Source organism: Pseudomonas sp. OVF7, from assembly GCF_030644265.1.
Taxonomy (GTDB): Bacteria; Pseudomonadota; Gammaproteobacteria; order Pseudomonadales; family Pseudomonadaceae; genus Aquipseudomonas; species Aquipseudomonas gorinensis.
The window spans coordinates 2753232-2771541 of sequence record NZ_CP128996.1; the positions used below are offsets into that span (position 1 = coordinate 2753232).

Annotated in this window: 13 protein-coding genes and 3 pseudogenes; 13 read left to right on the top strand and 3 right to left on the bottom strand. The window is 47.0% G+C overall.

Translation table 11 applies throughout. The features are described from left to right. Positions 1-37: 37 nt before the first annotated feature. The 3 genes and pseudogenes from QU606_RS12635 to QU606_RS12645 all read left to right on the top strand — a co-directional run bounded on the left by QU606_RS12635 (position 38) and on the right by QU606_RS12645 (position 2300). Positions 38-1062: pseudogene (locus QU606_RS12635) on the top strand (IS110 family transposase). A gap of 277 nt (positions 1063-1339) precedes the next feature. After that, a pseudogene (locus tag QU606_RS12640) lies at positions 1340-1816 on the top strand (IS110 family transposase); the annotation flags it as partial. A gap of 271 nt (positions 1817-2087) precedes the next feature. Further along, entirely contained in the window at positions 2088-2300 is a 213-nt protein-coding gene (locus tag QU606_RS12645) for a hypothetical protein (protein ID WP_134939322.1), read from the top strand. An 86-nt stretch (positions 2301-2386) separates the two neighbouring features. On the opposite strand, the gene alkT is transcribed toward QU606_RS12645, so the two are convergent. Both alkT and QU606_RS12655 read right to left on the bottom strand, forming a co-directional pair. Continuing rightward, positions 2387-3544 (bottom strand): rubredoxin-NAD(+) reductase, encoded by a 1158-nt coding sequence (alkT, locus tag QU606_RS12650; protein ID WP_134939323.1) that lies wholly within the window; start codon positions 3542-3544, stop codon positions 2387-2389. A 48-nt stretch (positions 3545-3592) separates the two neighbouring features. Further along, positions 3593-6067 carry a LuxR C-terminal-related transcriptional regulator gene (locus QU606_RS12655; RefSeq protein ID WP_232566702.1) on the bottom strand — a complete coding sequence of 825 codons (2475 nt, stop codon included), beginning with the start codon at positions 6065-6067 and terminating at the stop codon, positions 3593-3595. Positions 6068-6470: 403 nt separating this feature from the next. Between QU606_RS12655 and QU606_RS12660 the strand changes: the two are divergent. Then, a pseudogene (locus tag QU606_RS12660) lies at positions 6471-7567 on the top strand (IS630 family transposase). Between the two features lie 26 nt (positions 7568-7593). Here QU606_RS12660 and QU606_RS12665 read toward each other — a convergent pair. Then, positions 7594-8685 carry an IS630-like element ISPpu2 family transposase gene (locus tag QU606_RS12665; protein ID WP_076611188.1) on the bottom strand — a complete coding sequence of 364 codons (1092 nt, stop codon included), beginning with the start codon at positions 8683-8685 and terminating at the stop codon, positions 7594-7596. Between the two features lie 351 nt (positions 8686-9036). Here QU606_RS12665 and QU606_RS12670 point away from each other — a divergent pair, with 351 nt between their 5' ends. From QU606_RS12670 to QU606_RS12715, 9 genes are all read left to right on the top strand, one after another. Continuing rightward, entirely contained in the window at positions 9037-10245 is a 1209-nt protein-coding gene (locus QU606_RS12670; RefSeq protein ID WP_134939325.1) for an alkane 1-monooxygenase, read from the top strand. 282 nt (positions 10246-10527) lie between these two features. Beyond that, a complete protein-coding gene (locus tag QU606_RS12675) occupies positions 10528-10932 on the top strand; it encodes a rubredoxin (RefSeq protein ID WP_134939326.1) in 405 nt (134 codons plus the stop codon). 40 nt (positions 10933-10972) lie between these two features. Continuing rightward, complete coding sequence (locus QU606_RS32920) at positions 10973-11500, top strand: rubredoxin (RefSeq protein ID WP_134939327.1); 528 nt, start codon at positions 10973-10975, stop codon at positions 11498-11500. Between the two features lie 41 nt (positions 11501-11541). Then, positions 11542-12993, top strand: a complete 1452-nt coding sequence (locus QU606_RS12690) for an aldehyde dehydrogenase family protein (protein ID WP_022963143.1) — start codon at positions 11542-11544, stop codon at positions 12991-12993. Between the two features lie 38 nt (positions 12994-13031). Continuing rightward, positions 13032-14690 (top strand): GMC family oxidoreductase, encoded by a 1659-nt coding sequence (locus QU606_RS12695; protein ID WP_134939328.1) that lies wholly within the window; start codon positions 13032-13034, stop codon positions 14688-14690. Between the two features lie 84 nt (positions 14691-14774). Beyond that, positions 14775-16415 (top strand): long-chain-fatty-acid--CoA ligase, encoded by a 1641-nt coding sequence (locus tag QU606_RS12700; protein WP_134939329.1) that lies wholly within the window; start codon positions 14775-14777, stop codon positions 16413-16415. Positions 16416-16520: 105 nt separating this feature from the next. Then, complete coding sequence (locus tag QU606_RS12705; RefSeq protein ID WP_232566701.1) at positions 16521-17213, top strand: OmpW family protein; 693 nt, start codon at positions 16521-16523, stop codon at positions 17211-17213. A 184-nt stretch (positions 17214-17397) separates the two neighbouring features. After that, a complete protein-coding gene (locus QU606_RS12710) occupies positions 17398-17697 on the top strand; it encodes a hypothetical protein (RefSeq protein ID WP_304998423.1) in 300 nt (99 codons plus the stop codon). Further along, on the top strand, positions 17694-18269 hold the full coding sequence (locus QU606_RS12715; RefSeq protein ID WP_232566699.1) for a methyl-accepting chemotaxis protein: 576 nt from the start codon (positions 17694-17696) through the stop codon (positions 18267-18269). Before QU606_RS12710 ends, QU606_RS12715 begins: the two co-directional genes overlap by 4 nt. Positions 18270-18310 lie beyond the last annotated feature (41 nt).

Genomic DNA, 18310 nt, shown 5'->3' on the forward strand with positions numbered 1-18310 from the left:
CGCTTTCACAGGGTGTTTTATTTCGGAGACCTTAATCATGAGCGAGTTAGCATTAGTCGGTATCGATCTCGGCAAAAATACATTCCACCTGCACGGTCAGGACAAGCCAGGGCGAGAGCTGTTCACAAGAAACTCTCTCGCCAGCAGATGATGAAGTTTTTTTGCAATCTCCCTGCATGCACCGTAGTTATGGAGGCTTGCGCTGGCTCGCATTTTGTGGCTAGAGAGCTGATGGCGATGGGGCATAAGGCCAAGCTGATTTCGCCGCAGTTCGTCCGTCCATTTGTCAAAAGCAACAAGAACGACTTTGTAGATGCTGAGGCGATCTGCGAGGCTGCCGCACGTCCGACAATGCGTTTCGTCACACCCAAGACAGAGGTTCAGCAACTGCTTTCAATGATGCATCGCATGCGGGAATCTCTGGTGCACGATCGCACTAAAGTGGTCAATCAGATGCATGGCTTTCTGCTTGAATTCGGGATTAGCCTGCCGAAAGGCCCAACAATGATGAAGCGTTTGGGGAGTATTCTGAGCGAGCATGAACTGCCGATTCGACTGACGGTGTTGCTACAGCGATTGCATAAGCACTTCAGTTATCTGGATGAGCAGATCAAGGAAATGGATAAAGAGCTTATCGGCCAACTTGCCGACGATGATCTTGGCAGTCGCTTGCTGAGCATACCGTGTGTCGGCCCGATCACCGCCAGCCTGCTGGCTGCCGAAATGGGGGATGGCAAACAATACGGATGTAGCCGTGATTTCGCCGCGTCCGTAGGGCTGGTGCCCCGGCAGCACAGCACGGGCGGCAAGGCGACTCTGCTGGGAATCAGCAAACGAGGCGATAAGAACCTCAGAAGATTGTTGGTGCAGTGCGCCAGGGTTTACATGCTTAGGCTGAAATATCAGCACGGCGCTCTGGCCGATTGGGTGCGCTCAATGCTCTGTCGTCGCCACTCGAACGTCGTGGCCTGCGCTTTGGCCAACAAGCTGGCACGAATCGCATGGGCGATAGCGGCTCACCATACGCAATTTGAAACCGGGCCAGAGGCTTTAGCTGCCTGAAGCTGATGTTGTGCTGTGCTAAGAATCACCCACCTAGGTTTTGCGATGACTGAACAATCGATGACGTGAACGGCCCTCCGGCCTGGCGAAGAACCTGATCCATAAACCGGCTATATAAAGCCGCTGGGGTTTTTAGGATCGTCAGGCGCGACTCTCATCGTGGCGCGGGGCATGCCCCAGATAGACGCCGGATAGATTTAAGCAAGCCAACCACTTCACCCGCTAATCAGTATTGCAAAAACGGGGGTGACCATAGATTTATGGGTCGCTTACACAGGAACAGTTGAAGGGGTTCGATCATCAGGTTCGTGAGATCGAGAGTCAAATTGTCGCCTGGCATCGCGTGAACGAAAACAGCCGCAAGCTGGCCAAGATTCCAGGCATCGGGCCAATCAAGGCCAGTGCGATGGTAGCCTCTCTTGGCGATGCCAAGAGTTTCAAGAATGGCCGACAGGTGAGTGCTTGGCTTGGGCTGGTGCCGAAGCAGAACTCCACTGGGGGTAAGACGGTGCTGTTGGGGATGAGTAAGCGGGGGGACTCCTATCTACGGACGCTACTGATCCAGGGGTCACGGTCGATGATCTACGCAGCACAACGAAAAGATATCTCTGACAGCTGGCTTGGCCGGCTACTTAAGCGGCGTAACGCCAATGTGACAGCCGTTGCACTGGCGAATAAAAACGCCCGAATTATATGGGCCTTGTTGGCCTGTGACCGCGAGTTCCGCTCCGATTACACGACCGTCGTCGCGTAATCGGAGTGGCTTGAAGACGTCAACTCAACCCTGTAGTAGACCAACGCTATTGATTGCTCAGGTGAGCATGAATTGATGGCAAAACTGGTAAGACCGTGGCCAAGAAAATCTGAACCGCACAGCGTGCCATGAGCACACGGATCTATTGAGAACTCGGCCAGCGGATTCCATCAGGGACAGCGGCAACGCCGCACCGAAAGTCCAGATGTATGAGTGTAATCTATACCATCGAGCCGTCACAGATTGAAAGCTTGGCAACCCGGGGGCGTCCATGTATGTGCGGGGGGCGGCAGGTAACTGCCGTCCCTACCGCGACCTGAGCATCCACCGCGAGCTGCGCCGCAAGGGTGTCACCTTGCAACTGCTGTGGGAGGAATATCTCGCCGCGCATGCGGGGCAGCCGACCTACCGCTACACCCAGTTCGTCGAGCACTACCGACGTTACGCCCAGACGCTTACCGATTTAACCGACGCTTCGATCTGAGTACGCGGCATTCGTGTCTACTAATCGCCGCCACTACCTGCCCCCTCACAACCCTTGCGGTTGGTTCGAGTGGCTGAGCATCATTGCTAATCAGGTAATTTTATACTCCCGCCAAGCGCACCTTGACGTTTAGGCAGATTTATTGTCTCAGTTGCAATCAGTCGCTCCTGCTTGTACGCAAGGACTTCTAGTTCAACAGTTTCGTTATTAATTGCAACAACGAGTTTATCGTAGTCCTTTAGAGCACCAAGTCCTTGCAGCGTCATCCCTTTAAGATCAGACCAGAACCGTGGTGGGGTTGGTGCAGGCGTTGACGTGCCACAGATGCTGCTTGCGACAATTTGAGCTTGTGTAACCGCATTATGAATTGTTTCTAAACGTACCATCGTTCCAAAAAAAAGATTCCTAGCCAGTGCGCAGTCGCCGATCGCATATATACTGGTATCCGATGTACGCATCTGATCATCGACCACAACACCATTACTCACTTCAAGGGCCGCCTCAGTTGCCAGCTCTAGCTCAGGGATAGCACCGATTCCAACTATAATCAGATCCGCCTGAATTTTTTCTCCACTTTCAAGTACGCATTGATTAACATGGCCATTCCTGCCCTTTATGGACGTTAATTTCGCATTCAGCTTGAACCCAACTCCTTCAGCCTCCAGGCGGGCTCTGACTAAGTTGGCTGCTGCTGGCGTAACCACGCGCGCCATTACACGCGGGGCGGCTTCTATCACTGTGACCCTCCTCCCTATGCCCACCGCAGCTGAGGCGACTTCAAGCCCGATCACTCCGCCGCCCAACACAACAACAGACGCACTCTCCACAAGTTTCCTACGTAAATTTTTGGCGTCTTCCATACTGCGTAAATAGCAGACTCCAGACAGTTCAGATCCCTCGCAGGTTAACCTACGCGCGCTAGCACCTGTTGCAAGAATCAATTTTTCATACGCGTACTCTTCTCCGTCTTTAGCAGCAACTACCTTACGCCCCACGTCAATTGATACAATCTGTGTATTTAACGAAATGCTAATATTATTATTCGTATAAAAACTTTCTGGCTTTAGTGGTATTGCGGATTCTGCAGTCTCACTTGTCAGAAAAGCCTTGGATAGGGGAGGCCGCTGATAAGGTGTCACAGACTCCCGGCTCAAAAGTCTAATGCCCCCTTTATAACCATATTGACGAAGCCAGAACGCAGCATTTACTCCAGCTGTACCAGCGCCAACAATAACAATTGCCATAATATTCTCTCTGATATATTTTCACTATATTGCTTAATGCCGATCACCTCAGATAACACCCTGACGTTCGGCTTCAATTATTGCTTGCGTGCGACTCTTTACATTAAGGATGGTAAATATTTTCCTCATATGCCACTTTATAGCATCTTCGGTGACATACATCTTTGTTGCTATTTGTTTGTTTGAGCACCCCTCTTTTACAAGTTTCAAGACACTGACCTGCTTCAGTGTCAAAAAATCACCAGCTTTATTTTCTGCGGATTTTCTAATCTCCACCATTTGCGGCAGACTAAAAGCTCCAATCGCTTGATCTAAATTAACTGCTGCGAAGACTTCACATGAAGTCGGTATTAATCTCTTAATCAAACGTATTTCATCCAGCACTGTTTGAAAGCATTGAAGCTGTTTTGCCATCTCCAATGCATAAGCAATGTTATGCTGAGCCTTCTTTAATGTGCCGCCACCTGCTTGCGCTCCGGCTAAATACAATAAGCCACGGACTTCCAATTGGCCTGCGCTAATTTTACGGGCTTGCTGAATAGCCAATAGCGCTCTGTGCGCGGCAAGATGAAAGTTCTGATCTCGGGAAAGCGCGAGTGATTGAACAAGCAGCAGGCGTGCCTTTAGGGGGGCTGAGTGCGGTCCGGAGAAAATCTTGCGATCTTCAAAAGCTTGTAACGTATTTATGTACGTTACGCCTTGAAAGAGCAAGCGTTGATAGATCTCAATTTGGCTCATAACTTCCAATCTTGGTAGATTTTTTTCAGCCGCATATGCCTTCGCCCACTCCAAAATCTCAATGGAACCATTCAGGTCATTCCTTCCAAGCCGCCAAGCTGACACAACACGGCATACGGAAAAAAACACGTCTGTCACCCCGTGATTGGCAATAAACTCTAAAATTTCGGAGAACTTTTCTTCTGAGGTGTCCAAGCGGCACAATTCATAATTTGACTCAAGCTCTAGAGCGTCCAGCATTTTCGAGGTAAACGCGGTCTCCATAATCTGCGCGCCACTGTCTGTGCGTGCTTGAGTTATAAGCTGCCTGGCCCAGCTCATTTTCCCGCTTGCTAGCGCTTGTTGAAGCTTGGCGACATACAGCCAACCGAAAGCAAAATCTTGTTTTGCAAATTTATTCACGGCTTGGGCCTGAGCCAGCACCTTCTCTAACTCTGCAAATCTATACTCACTGGCAAAAATAAAAGCCAAGCAGGTTAGCGCGGCCCCTTTCCCAACTGCGTTTGAATCCCCAAATAAACTAATCCACTTATTACAGAGCTCCTCACTCAAAAGCATTTCATCATTCGTTGCTTTACCTATTGCAAACACAAGCTGCGGCCATCCTTTTTCTTGCCATTTGTTTTTTTTATCGGGCGGGGTAATTAGGTCTTTAAGTAACTTCTCTGCTCGCGCGCTTTGCTGACTGAAATACAATACCCACGCGAAACAAATAAGTACTATGGGGTTCTTGTGCAAGTCCTTCACTGGCAGCTCCGACAGCCAGTGTCTCAGCGTATCTATTTCGCCCTGACGAAATGACAAATCTAAAATTATTCCCTCACTCATGCCGACAGCCCAGCGACAGTCATTCGCCCGTAGGGCTATTCGTATTGCGTACTGGTATTCGCCTCTACGCCAATGCCAGAAAGCTGCGCGCTTAAGCAAGTAGGATCTTTTAGCAGGATTTTCAGCCCAAGCAATTCCTTGAAGAAAATCGCGCAATACTGGATGTAGTGTAAACTGCGCCGGCTCACCTTCTACATGGCGAAGTAACATGTAATTCGTGCTCAGATATTTAATACATGAGGCCGCATTGACGCATTTGAATACATAATTGTAGCCATCAGGCGTCACGACATCGAGCAATGAAGAATTTACAAGAAAAACACGATACCGCTCGGGAAGCGCCTCAAATATTTCATCATTAAAGTAATTGTCTATTTCAACTACTGTTGAAATAGACTTGGCCGGCAACTCACATTTTAACAAAAACCCGATAAGAACAGGCCACCCCTCCATTTCTTGCACCAAGGCCTCTATCTGTACCTCAGAAACTCCAAGAACAGCCTCTGCCTCCACTAACGCCACTGCCTCGTCTGCGCTAAAGGCCAAATCTTTCTCGGTGTGCTCCTGCATAGCGCCTGCAAGTTTAAGCCGCGAGAACCCTTTTATTGTATTACCTGCGACTGCAAACCTGATACTTTTTGGTGTTTCTAACATGAACTCCATAAGCGCGTGCAACAACGGCAAGCCCAAGCCCTGATTAATATTATCCAAACAAATTAGCGTTTCTATTTCGTTACTCGAGGTACTCTGCCAAAGACTGGATGCAAGGTCTCGCAAGAGCGTAGGCTTGCTCACACCCTCTCTCACATGGCTGAATGTTACCAGTTCGAACGCTTCAAGCTGCTCAATAATTTCTGCGCAGATATCAAATTCACTGTAAGAACTGGCTCTTAAAGAAATCCACACTGCAGGACGTCCGGTTGTTCTGTGGCGTAGCCACTCGAACGCAAGAGCCACGGTTTTTCCATATCCAGGCGGGGCTCTATAAAGGCATACTCTGGGTGCAGTTCCATCCGCGATACTCAATCTGGGCCGATATATGCAGTTATGCACTTTGGCACTTACTAGAGTCGTAATTCGATCCAGCCCGATCTTGGCAACCGGGAAATCATTATTTATTATTTTTATTTTCATTATGCTATTCTCGCGCCAGCTGACTGCATATTCTCACCATAGGTTACGGTGTAAAATATTTAAACTACACTTAAGTGTAGTCGATATGATCGGTGGTGCAAAATGCTGCCTCTTAGTCGGGTAGCCCCCAGGCCACTGCTGGCTTAGTTGGCTGTCCGTAAAGTTCGTTTATCGATAGGGGGATAACAAATATACTGTGCATCCCTCCTTTTTCGGCGTCTGTAGCATGGCTCGACCAGCGGCTTCTTTTTGTTTAAAACCCACTGATGTTGAGACGCTGCAAAGCTGGTTATGCATGGGAACTCTGCCGCAAAACCTTGGGCAACGTGCCCGAGTTCTGTTGCTGCTGGCCAGCGGTCTCACGCCCAAGCAGGTAAGTGATCGGTTGGAAGTTTCGGCACCTGTCGTATTCAAATGGCGCAAGCGCTATCAGGAAGCTGGCCTCGATGGGCTGAGCGATCTCCCGCGTAGCGGACATCCACGCAAGCTCGACGAGGCGAAGATTAAGGAAATCCTCACCCTGACGACCCAGCGTGTACCGCGTGAGGCGACACACTGGAGCCTGCGCCTGATGGCCAAATACGTGGGCGTTACCGTCTGGCAAGTCGCCCAGGTATGGGCCGCTGCCGACCTCAAGCCCCACCGGCTGAAGACCTTCAAGATCAGCAACGACCCACACTTTGCTGGCAAAGTGGTCGATGTGGTTGGGCTGTACCTGAACCCGCCTGACAATGCGATGGTGCTGTCAGTGGGCGAGAAAACCCAGATCCAGGTGCTGGATCGCACCCAGCCCATGCTGCCGCTCAAGCCGGGTCAGATCGAACGCAGGACGCATGACTACAAGCGTCACGGTACGGCCAGTTTGTATGCCGCCTTCGACATCCTGACGGGCCAGGTCATTGGTCGCATCGCATCACCCAACGACACAGGGCCAAAGAGTTCCTTGAATTCTTGCGACAGATCGACCGCGCGACGCCTGCCGAGCTGGATCTGCATTTGATTCTGGACAACAGCTCGACTCACAAGACAGCCGCCGTCAGGGCATTGCTGGAGAAGCATCCCCGCTTCAAGCTGCACTTCACGCCGACCAGTGCCTCATGATTGAACGCCGTAGAGGGTTGGTTTACTCAATTGGAACGGCGGGCGCTGTATCGCAATGCGTTCAGCAGCGTGGCGGATCTGAAAGCGGCAATTCGCCGTTTTATCGAAGCCCATAATGAACATTCAGCCAAGCCATTTCGCTGGAACAAAACGGCTGAATCCATCATCAACTCTGTTAGTCGCGCAAAGCTCACCGCAATCAAGAATAAGTTATTGAACTAACCAAACAGTCCGCTTGGCCTGAGCGGTTAATTCATTAACTTATTTTTTATCACGCTCAGCTTCGCTTTATGTACCAAGCTAATGATGGCCTCAGCCGTTTTATTCCACTTGAACGGCTTGGCTGAATGCTCATTGTGAGCCTCGATAAATTGGCGGATAGCCGCCTTCAGGTCGGCGACGCTGGTGAAGGCGGCCTGGTACAACGCTCGTCTTTCCAGCTGTGCAAACCAGCCTTCCACGGCGTTCAGCCAAGACGCGCTGGTCGGTGTGAAGTGCAACTTGAAACACGGATGCTTTTCCAGCCACTGCTTGATTGCAGCCGTTTTGTGGGTCGAACTGTTATCCAGAATCACATGCAGATCCAGGCCGGCTGGCGTGCTGCGGTCAATCTGTTGCAGGAAAGCCAGAAACTCCTTGGCTCGATGGCGCTGGGTAATCCGTCCGATGACTTGGCCGGTCAGGATGTCGAAAGCTGCGTACAGACTCGCCGTACCATGGCGTTTGTAATCATGCGTGCGACGCTCAACTTGACCTGGACGTAGCGGCAGCATCGGTTGGGTGCGATCCAACGCCTGGATCTGGGTTTTCTCGTCAACCGACAACACCAGGGCGTTATCCGGCGGGTTCAGATAGAGCCCGACCACGTCGACTACCTTGTCGGCGAAATGAGGATCGTTGCTGATTTTGAAGGTCTTCAAGCGATGGGGTTTGAGGTCGGAAGCGGCCCAGACCTGCCGAACCTGCCACGTGGTGACCCGCGCATACTTGGCCATCAAACGAACGCTCCAGTGAGTGGCTTCCTGGGGTACACGCCGGGTGGTCAATGTCAGGATTTCGTTGATTTTTTCGGGCCCCAGTTTGAGTGGCTGGCCGCTGCGCGGCAGATCGCTCAACCCTTCGATTCCCGCCTCCAGATAGCGTTTTCGCCACTTGAATACCGTCGGTGGCGTGACCTGCAACTGCTCGCTGACGGCCTTGGGCGTCAATCCATCAGCCAGTAGAAGCAGGATGCGCGCTCGCTGGGCGAGGCTCTGTTCCAGCGTACTCATACGCAACCAACCTTGCAGGGCGATGAGATCTGAAGGCATTAAAGCAAAGGGGGAAGTCGGTCGGGCCATGCGTATAACCAATCCATGACATTGGATGCACAGTATACCGTTACCGGTAGATAAATGAACTACCCGCTCAGTCCACTAGGCCTTGCAACAGTTAATGGGTACATAGCCTAATTCAAGGCCAGGACACTGGCTCGCCTTGGCCTGGAGGGATGACATTGACTGCGGGTCTCGTCGCTGAGATGGCTAATATTATTCAGATAACTACACCAAGGAGTAGTTGAAGCAGGCTTAAGGTGAGTGCAGTTTTACCATGTCAGATGTGAGAGTAGATGGCCTGATTTTCCCTGTTGGGACAGGAATTAGGTTGTGTGGTGCTCGCAGAGACTTATTGGACAATAGGAGAACAACAAAATGAATGGCAAAAGCAGCGTTCTGGATTCTGCTCCAGAATACGTGGATAAAAAGAAATATTTTTGGATACTTTCAACTTTTTGGCCGGCTACTCCGATGATCGGAATCTGGCTGGCCAATGAGACTGGCTGGGGTATCTTTTATGGTTTAGTTCTAGCTGTGTGGTACGGGGTTCTTCCACTGCTTGACGCGATGTTCGGTGAGGACTTTAATAATCCGCCTGAGGAGGTAGTGGAGAAACTGGAGAAAGAACGTTACTACCGAGTTTTAACGTATCTAACAGTTCCAATGCATTACGCAGCACTAATCGTGTCTGCATGGTGGGTAGGGACTCAGTCAATGTCTTGGTTCGAAATCGTCGCACTTGCCTTGTCACTGGGCATCGTGAATGGCCTAGCGCTTAATACAGGCCACGAACTGGGTCACAAAAAAGAAGCCTTTGATCGTTGGATGGCGAAAATTGTGCTGGCGGTTGTCGGGTACGGCCACTTCTTTATTGAGCATAATAAAGGCCATCACCGTGATGTTGCTACACCGATGGACCCTGCGACCTCACGTATGGGAGAAAATATATATAAATTCTCAACCCGTGAGATTCCTGGAGCGTTTCGTCGTGCTTGGGGGCTTGAGGAACAACGCCTTTCGCGCCGCGGGCAAAGCGTTTGGAGTTTCGATAATGAGATCCTCCAGCCAATGGTCATCACAGTTGTTCTCTACACCCTCCTGCTTGCCTTCTTTGGTCCGAAGATGCTGGTGTTCCTTCCAATTCAGATGGCTTTCGGGTGGTGGCAGTTAACAAGCGCGAACTACATTGAACACTACGGTTTGCTGCGTGAAAAAATGGCCGATGGACGATATGAACATCAAAAGCCACATCACTCGTGGAACAGTAACCACATCGTGTCAAATCTGGTTCTGTTTCACCTTCAACGGCACTCTGATCACCACGCGCACCCAACTCGCTCTTACCAGTCATTACGTGATTTCCCCGGCCTTCCCGCACTTCCGACTGGCTACCCCGGTGCATTTTTGATGGCAATGATTCCTCAATGGTTTAGATCGGTGATGGACCCTAAGGTGGTAAATTGGGCTAATGGCGACCTGAGCAAGATTCAAATTGAAGATTCAATGCGCGCAGAATACATAAAAAAGTTTACTCATAATGTTGGTGCGGATGATAAACGGGGCGCAACCGCGGTAGCATCATAGTGGTGAGAGCATGCAGAAATAACGGTGGATTTTTAATATATCTGTTTGAGTTCGTCGTGCGTAAACAAGTTAAATTGTAATGAGCCTTATGCACTAGAAGTCTGACGATTGATTAACTGTTGCATTCTGCAAGTTATTTATATAATTGAGCTCTTCCGATAGATTCATTTCTATGGATCTATCGGCAGACGTCCATAATAATAAATTTCATAGTTAGACTTGCTCAGTAAATAAGCGGTAGCCTCAAGGGATGCGAGCACCGGTCTAAAAGGAGAAGGGGTAATGGCGAAGTACCAGTGTCCAGATTGTCAGTATATTTATGATGAATGCAAGGGGGAGCCGCACGAGGGTTTTCAGCCTAATACTAATTGGGGGGAAATCCCTGAAGAGTGGGCCTGCCCTGACTGCGCTGTTCGAGACAAAATTGACTTTAAGATGCTCGCGGATCCACGGTGCGAAATCACACAATTAAAGCAAAACGATCCCGTCATTAAGCAAGATAACAATATTATCGAAGACACGTTATCCGAGCCTTCAATATTGAGTGCAGAGCTAGAGTTTACAGCGGAAAAAATCAGTATAACTGATGAGCGTGAAAATACGCCTGATAATAAAGTTGAGCGACGAAGTCAATCACAAGCTGTGCGTAGGTCTTCCGTAAAGAAGATAAAGAATAACAAGCGTTAACGTACTGTAGAGTACGCAACTCATTAACACGGTAATAGATATGGCTAGGTATCAGTGTCCAGATTGTCAATATGTTTATGATGAAAGTAAGGGGGAAGAACATGAAGGGTTTGCCCCAAATACTCCTTGGATCGTCATTCCTGAGGATTGGTGTTGTCCCGACTGTGCCGTTCGAGACAAGCTAGATTTCGTATTGATTGAGGGAAGTACAGGCGAGAAAAATATCAGTTCAAACAACACTCTTTCAGTTTCGGCAAAAGTGAGCAGCTCTGATGTAAACACTGAAATATCAAATACGACGATGAGTGCAGAGATAGCGCTTGACGTTGCAACTGAAGGACAGCATCTGAACGGGCGTAAGCCGCGGGTAACTAATTTGCAGAGCGGAGCAGCATTCCTTAAATGGATTTGTATTACTTGCGGCCATATATATGACGAGGCGTTGGGTGACGAGGTCGAGGGCTTTGCTCCAGGTACTCGCTTTGAGGATATCCCTAATGACTGGTGCTGTCCGGATTGTGGGGCCACTAAAGAAGACTATGTACTCTATCAGGAAAAGTTAGGCTAAAAATATTAAGTCATTCAGAATAATACAGGAAAATAATAAAAATGACTATGCACACTAGGCTAGCTGAGTCCAACTCAAGCACTGAAAGCCATTCAGTCATTGACATCTTTAATGCGCAAAAAAAAGCAAGTAGCGCTCGCCGTGGAAAATTTAGTTTAGCAGAGCGTATTGCGGCCCTTAATATACTGAAAGAAATAATTCAGCGTCGTGAGTCAGAAATTATCGCTGCACTTGCGGCAGACTTCCGTAAACCGGCGAGTGAGGTAAAACTGACAGAAATATTTCCGGTATTGCAAGAAATCAGTCACGCAAAACGGAACCTAAAAACCTGGATGATGCCACGAAGAGTGAAGGCAGCACTCAGTGTACTTGGCACCAAAGCAAGGCTTAGTTTCGAGCCAAAGGGGGTTTGTTTAATCATTGCGCCTTGGAACTATCCCTTCAACCTTAGTTTTGGCCCACTTGTTTCTGCGCTGGCGGCAGGTAATAGCGTTATTATAAAGCCATCTGAGTTGACACCGCACACTGCTTCATTGATCGGCTCTATCATTCGGGAGGCTTTTTCCGTTGATCTAGTCACTGTGGTGGAGGGCGACGCCGCTGTTTCCCAAGAGCTGTTGACTCTACCTTTTGACCATATCTTCTTCACAGGGAGTCCACGAGTTGGAAAATTAGTAATGGAAGCAGCGGCGAAAACACTCGCTTCGGTTACGTTGGAGCTAGGCGGAAAATCCCCAACCATTATTGGTCCGACAGCAAATTTAAAAAAAGCTGCGCGTAACATCGTATGGGGCAAATTTTCGAATAATGGACAGACGTGCATTGCACCTGACCATGTATTTGTGCATAGAAGCATAGCCCATGATTTTCATAAAATCATAATGGAAGAAGTGACGCGGGTTTATGGGAAGGATTTTGAGGCGCAGAAGAAATCGCCGGACTATTGCAGAATTGTAAATGATCAGCACCTTAATAGACTTTATGAGCTCATAGGTGACGCAAAATCAAAAGGCGCGAAAATTTTACAAGGGGGCGAGATTGATGCATTGGATAGATTTGTAGCGCCAACTATAATATCCAAAGTCACGCCTGAGATGGACATTTCGCGTGAAGAAATATTTGGCCCATTACTGCCGATTATTGAATACGATGATATAGATCATGTGATTAAGCAGATAAACGATAACGCCAAGCCTCTAGCGCTTTATATTTTCTCTGAAGACAAAGAGTTTGCTCAGGATATTGTGGGTCGCACAAGTTCTGGGTCAGTTGGGATAAATTTAAGCGTTGTCCAATTTTTGCATCCCAATCTTCCATTTGGCGGAGTTAATAATAGCGGTATTGGTAGTGCTCATGGGTTTTACGGTTTCCAGGCGTTTTCTCACGAGAAGCCCATTCTGCTGGATAGGTTCTCAATTACACATTTGTTGTTCCCCCCTTACACTGGAAAGGTGAAGCGATTAATTAGCATGACGGTAAGGTATTTGAGCTGAAGTGTTATTGCAATATTTATCTTTTAGGATAACAAAAAATGTATGATTATATAATTGTTGGTGCTGGATCCGCTGGGTGTGTTCTTGCTAATCGCCTTTCAGCCGACCCATCGAAACGAGTTTGCTTACTTGAGGCCGGGCCGCGAGATACAAATCCGCTAATTCATATGCCGCTAGGTATTGCTTTACTTTCAAATAGTAAAAAACTCAACTGGGCATTTCAAACTGCACCACAACAACACCTCAATGAACGTAGTCTATTTTGGCCCCGAGGGAAGACGCTAGGTGGATCAAGTTCGATCAATGCGATGGTGTATATCCGGGGGCATGAGGAGGATTACCAGGCTTGGGAGCAAGCGGGGGGGGAATATTGGGGATGGAAGCGTGCTTTCGCGTTATTCAAAAAACTTGAGCACAACCAGCGCTTTGATAAGTCAAACTATCATGGGACGGACGGAGAACTGGCCGTTAGTGATTTAAAGGATCTCAACCCGCTTAGCAAATCATTCGTTCAGGCCGGTATGGAGGCTAAAATTAGCTTCAACGGTGATTTTAACGGTGCGCACCAAGAGGGAGTAGGATTTTATCAAGTAACACAAAAGCATGGACAGCGCTGGAGCTCAGCTCGTGCATTCTTACATGATGTGATTGATCGACCTAATCTAGATATAATTACTGAAGCGCATGCTACAAAAGTACTTTTCGAAGATCGTAAGGCAGTAGGGGTGTCTTATATTCAAAAAAATATGCATCAGCAAGTTAAGACTACAGATAGTGGTGAAGTGATTCTTTCTCTTGGTGCGGTTAACACACCTCAACTTCTAATGCTTTCTGGAGTTGGTGCGGCAGCCGAGCTTAAGGAGCATGGAATTGCTCTAGTGCACGACCTTCCTGAAGTTGGAAAAAATCTTCAAGACCATTTAGATATTACTTTAATGTGCGCCGCAAATTCTAGAACGCCGATAGGTGTGGCGTTTTCTTTCATACCTCGTGGTCTTGTGGGGTTGTTTTCCTATATTTTTAAGCGCAAGGGTTTTCTGACGAGCAATGTGGCTGAGTCAGGTGGTTTTGTGAAAAGTTCCCCTGAGCGTGATCGGCCTAATTTGCAGTTTCATTTTTTGCCAACCTATTTAAAAGATCATGGTCGTAAAATAGCCGTTGGTTATGGATATACGCTACACATATGTGATCTTTTACCTAAAAGCCGAGGTAGGATTGGACTTAAAAGTGCTAATCCTATGGATGATCCACTGATTGACCCCAACTACCTTAGTGATCCTGAAGATATTAAGACTATGATTGCTGGTATAAAGATCGGTCGCGCTATCTTTGATGCCCCATCCATGGCTAAGCATTTTAAACGGGAAATAGTTCCTGGTCCTGCTGTTACTAGCGATGATGAAATAGTTGCAGATATTCGTAGTCGAGCTGAGACGATTTATCATCCGGTAGGTACTTGTAGAATGGGTAAAGATCCAGCGTCAGTCGTTGATCCATGCTTGCAGGTGCGCGGTTTAAGAAACATTAGAGTCGTTGATGCATCAATTATGCCGAATTTAGTCGCAGGGAATACAAACGCTCCGACTATTATGATTGCTGAAAATGCCGCGGAAATAATTGTGCGAAAAGTTGATATGGCATCATTAGATGCAAGTATTGGTTTTACTCGCCAAAATTTAGAGCCAGAACTGCTGTAGAATTAGTTTGCACGTAATAGAAAAATAATTTTTGACTAAATTTACTGATTCAATTGAGTTTAGTTATCGATATGGAGCAGCGCTATGATTGGTCAGATGATGCGTCAGCCGTTGATCATAAGTTCACTTATTGAGCATGCTGCACGATACCATGGTAATACAGAGGTGGTTTCTGTTGAAACCTCTGGTGAAGTAACAAGAGCTTATTGGTCAGGAGTGGCGCTGCGTGCCCGTAAGCTTGCTTCTGCGCTAGGCAAGATGGGGCTCACACAAAGTGATCGTTGTGCAACCATTGCGTGGAATAATGTCCGCCATCTTGAGATTTACTTCGGTGTCTCAGGTGCAGGGATGGTATGTCATACGATAAATCCTAGGCTTTTCATAGAGCAGATTGCCTATGTGATAAATCATGCGGAGGATAAGGTAATATTTTTCGACGAGACATTCTTGCCGATAATTGCTGGGTTAGATGGGCTATTAACAACAGCCAAAGCCTTTGTCTTGATGGGATGTGCAAATTTAAAGGCATCCGCCAAGATTCCAGGATTACTTGCCTACGAAGATTTGATTGGACAAGGTGATGATGACTATGTGTGGCCCGATGTAGATGAAAAAGAGGCTTCTAGTCTCTGCTATACTTCGGGTACTACGGGTAATCCTAAGGGGGTACTTTATTCACACCGCTCGACAGTTTTACATTCAATGACGACTGCAATGCCTGATACGCTCAATTTGTCTGCGCGAGATACAATTTTGCCAGTTGTTCCGATGTTTCATGTAAATGCGTGGGGGATTCCATACTCCGCTGCAATGGTTGGTGCAAAATTAGTTCTTCCTGGCCCGGCACTTGATGGCGCTAGCTTAGCGAAGCTAATTGATCAGGAACGTGTCAGTATTGCTCTTGGAGTGCCAGTTATTTGGCAGGGGTTGTTAGCCTCTCTAGCGGAAAGTGGTTCGAAAGCAGAAAGCCTTACGCGAACTGTTGTAGGAGGCTCGGCCTGCCCTCCTTCTATGATTAAAGAATTTAACGATCTATATGGTGTCGAAGTTATTCATGCTTGGGGTATGACTGAGCTTTCGCCATTTGGTACGGCAAACACGCCACTCGGGCATCAAGTGAATTTGCCATGGGATGAAAAACTTGCACTGCGCCAAAGCCAGGGGCGCCCACCTTATGGTGTCGAACTAAAGATAGTTGATGATGAGGGTGTCACACTATCTGAAGATGGTGTTACCAAAGGCAATCTTATGGTTCGAGGGCATTGGGTTATTAAAGATTATTTTCGTAGCACTATTGGTACAACACTCTCGAATGGATGGTTTTCAACTGGGGATGTGGCCACTATTGATCAGGATGGCTTTATGACAATTTGTGATCGCGCAAAGGATATTATAAAGTCTGGTGGTGAATGGATTAGTACGGTAGAGCTAGAAGGTGTTGCGATTGCGCATCCCGCGATAGTTGATGCTGCAGTCATAGCAGTAAAGCACAAAAAATGGGATGAGCGGCCTCTTCTTGTTGCAGTCAGAGCCCCTAATTCAGTGCTAACGGATGATGAATTGCTTAGTTATTTCGAAGGTAAGGTGGCTAAGTGGCAAATTCCAGACGCCGCTATATTTATTGATGAACTGCCGCGCAATGGGGCTGGTAAGATTCTGAAGAATCGTTTGCGTGAGAAATATGCTGATATTCTTTCGTGTAATGATTCTTCGGCACTTGAGTAACGCTTTTGGTACGGACTTTGGCTAATTTTTTTCGAAAATCAGCCTCTGTGAAAGGTAGTAACTTGTTTATGAATTCACTTATATAACAAAAAATGGAGAAGTATAATGAATCCGCCTATTTTAAAAAAACTCGCTATGTCGATATTAGCAACTAGTTTTGTGTTGGGTGGGGCCAGTGCGTGGTCAGGTGAAATCTATTCGACTGAAACTGCTGGCTACAATCAGGGCGACTGGGTTGCTAGCTTTAATATGTCTAAAGTTTATGTAGACGAGACGCTAGGCTCCCTAAATGTAGGTGGGGCTACTGTACCCAATGCTGCTGTAAGCATCGGTAATGATACAACAGTTTCTTTTGATATTTCCTATTTTATTAGTAACAATGTAGCTTTGGATTTTTTCGTCGGGATTCCAGCTAAAGCTAAGTTTCAAGGTGAAAAATCCATCTCTGCGCTGGGAAGAGTCAGTGAAGTTGATTATGGCCCTGCAATTTTGTCACTTCAGTATCATTTTGATAATTTTGAGCGACTTTATCCATATGTCGGACTAGGTGTCGGTCGAGTGTTTTTCTTCGACAAAACTGATGGTGCCTTGACTTCATTTGATATCAAAGATAAATGGGCGCCTGCTGTTCAGGTCGGCCTTAGATATGATTTTGGTAACTCATGGATGTTAAATTCAGATGTGCGCTATATTCCTTTCAAAACAGATGTTTCTGGTACACTTGGGGCTGCACCTGTTTCTACCAAGATTGAGATTGATCCTTTCATTCTGAGTCTTGGAGCATCATATAAGTTCTGAGGTATTATAATTTTGCTCGTTTAACAGCGCTCTTCTAGATTGTAGAAAGAGTGCTGTTTTATATCTTGCCTAAGAATAAATATATTTCAATATTGGTTGAGATATAATATTCCATTCATGGTGTTAAGGGGTGGTATGAATATCAACTGTTCGCTGCGCTGTCGATTTTTTTTTGAATCTTATTATGGCAGGATTTTCTTTTTTTGTTGCGCTGTTCGGAATGCGCTTAATGCACAAGTTGACAGAGTTTTCTTATTATGAAAGGGAACATGTTTTTGCCTTGAGCAAGGTACACTATGAACTGCAGAAAAAAGAAATAGATATAAATATAAATGTAAATGTAAATGTAAATGTAAATGTAAATGTAAATGTAAATTTAAATTTTATAGTAGAGCAGGTGCAGAGGGCGCGTAGACAAACTACGTCTGTAAACAGTTTGTGGGATGGCGATAAAGCTCTTTTAAGATTATTGGGAAGGGATTGATTCTTGAGCTATCTGATGCTTCAGAAATAAAGCTTGGGCAGCTTGTGAGGTATGCAAGTAGCATTTCTAAAGATGGATTAAACTCTGAGCGCGTCGAGGAAATGAAACGGCTTGTAAGTTGGTCGTACACTAACTCTGATCGCTTTGGGATGGGAGTTGCGGATATTTCCAAGCGTGTTAAAAGCTATGCGTATTTTCTTGTTGTGGCAATTAATTGTATCTTCTTTTTTGTTATTTTGCTTCTTATGAAAAAGACTCGCAATTCAATAGATGAGATAGTTCATGTTATGGATGGTATGTCAAAAGGTGATCTTACATACCGCACTATACCGAGCAATGATGAAGTGGGTAAAATGCAGTCATCAATCATGGCGATGGCTGCTGGGGTGTGTGCCTTGATTGAATCGATAAAACACGTACAAGGTGATTTTTTTAATTCAGCAGTCGAGGCTTTAAGTATTTCACAAAGCACGTCAAGTGATATATGTGATCCGGCAGGTAAAATTGATGAATTTGTCAGTGCGCTATCACAGATTTCCCCCCGGTGTCAGGCTAGTTGTCGCCTGAGCTGATTTATCAAAACGATAGATCGGGGGCGCCAAAGAGAGCTGTA

Bases quoted from the DNA above. Each gene is read 5' to 3' on its own strand.
- QU606_RS32920 (WP_134939327.1), top strand. From the start codon at position 10,973: ATGGCTAGGTATCAGTGTCCAGATTGTCAATATGTTTATGATGAAAGT.
- QU606_RS12645 (WP_134939322.1), top strand. From the start codon at position 2,088: ATGTATGTGCGGGGGGCGGCAGGTAACTGCCGTCCCTACCGCGACCTG.
- QU606_RS12670 (WP_134939325.1), top strand. From the start codon at position 9,037: ATGAATGGCAAAAGCAGCGTTCTGGATTCTGCTCCAGAATACGTGGAT.
- QU606_RS12675 (WP_134939326.1), top strand. From the start codon at position 10,528: ATGGCGAAGTACCAGTGTCCAGATTGTCAGTATATTTATGATGAATGC.
- QU606_RS12690 (WP_022963143.1), top strand. From the start codon at position 11,542: ATGACTATGCACACTAGGCTAGCTGAGTCCAACTCAAGCACTGAAAGC.
- alkT (WP_134939323.1), bottom strand. From the start codon at position 3,544: ATGGCAATTGTTATTGTTGGCGCTGGTACAGCTGGAGTAAATGCTGCG.
- QU606_RS12700 (WP_134939329.1), top strand. From the start codon at position 14,775: ATGATTGGTCAGATGATGCGTCAGCCGTTGATCATAAGTTCACTTATT.
- QU606_RS12665 (WP_076611188.1), bottom strand. From the start codon at position 8,685: ATGGCCCGACCGACTTCCCCCTTTGCTTTAATGCCTTCAGATCTCATC.
- QU606_RS12705 (WP_232566701.1), top strand. From the start codon at position 16,521: ATGAATCCGCCTATTTTAAAAAAACTCGCTATGTCGATATTAGCAACT.
- QU606_RS12695 (WP_134939328.1), top strand. From the start codon at position 13,032: ATGTATGATTATATAATTGTTGGTGCTGGATCCGCTGGGTGTGTTCTT.
- QU606_RS12710 (WP_304998423.1), top strand. From the start codon at position 17,398: ATGGCAGGATTTTCTTTTTTTGTTGCGCTGTTCGGAATGCGCTTAATG.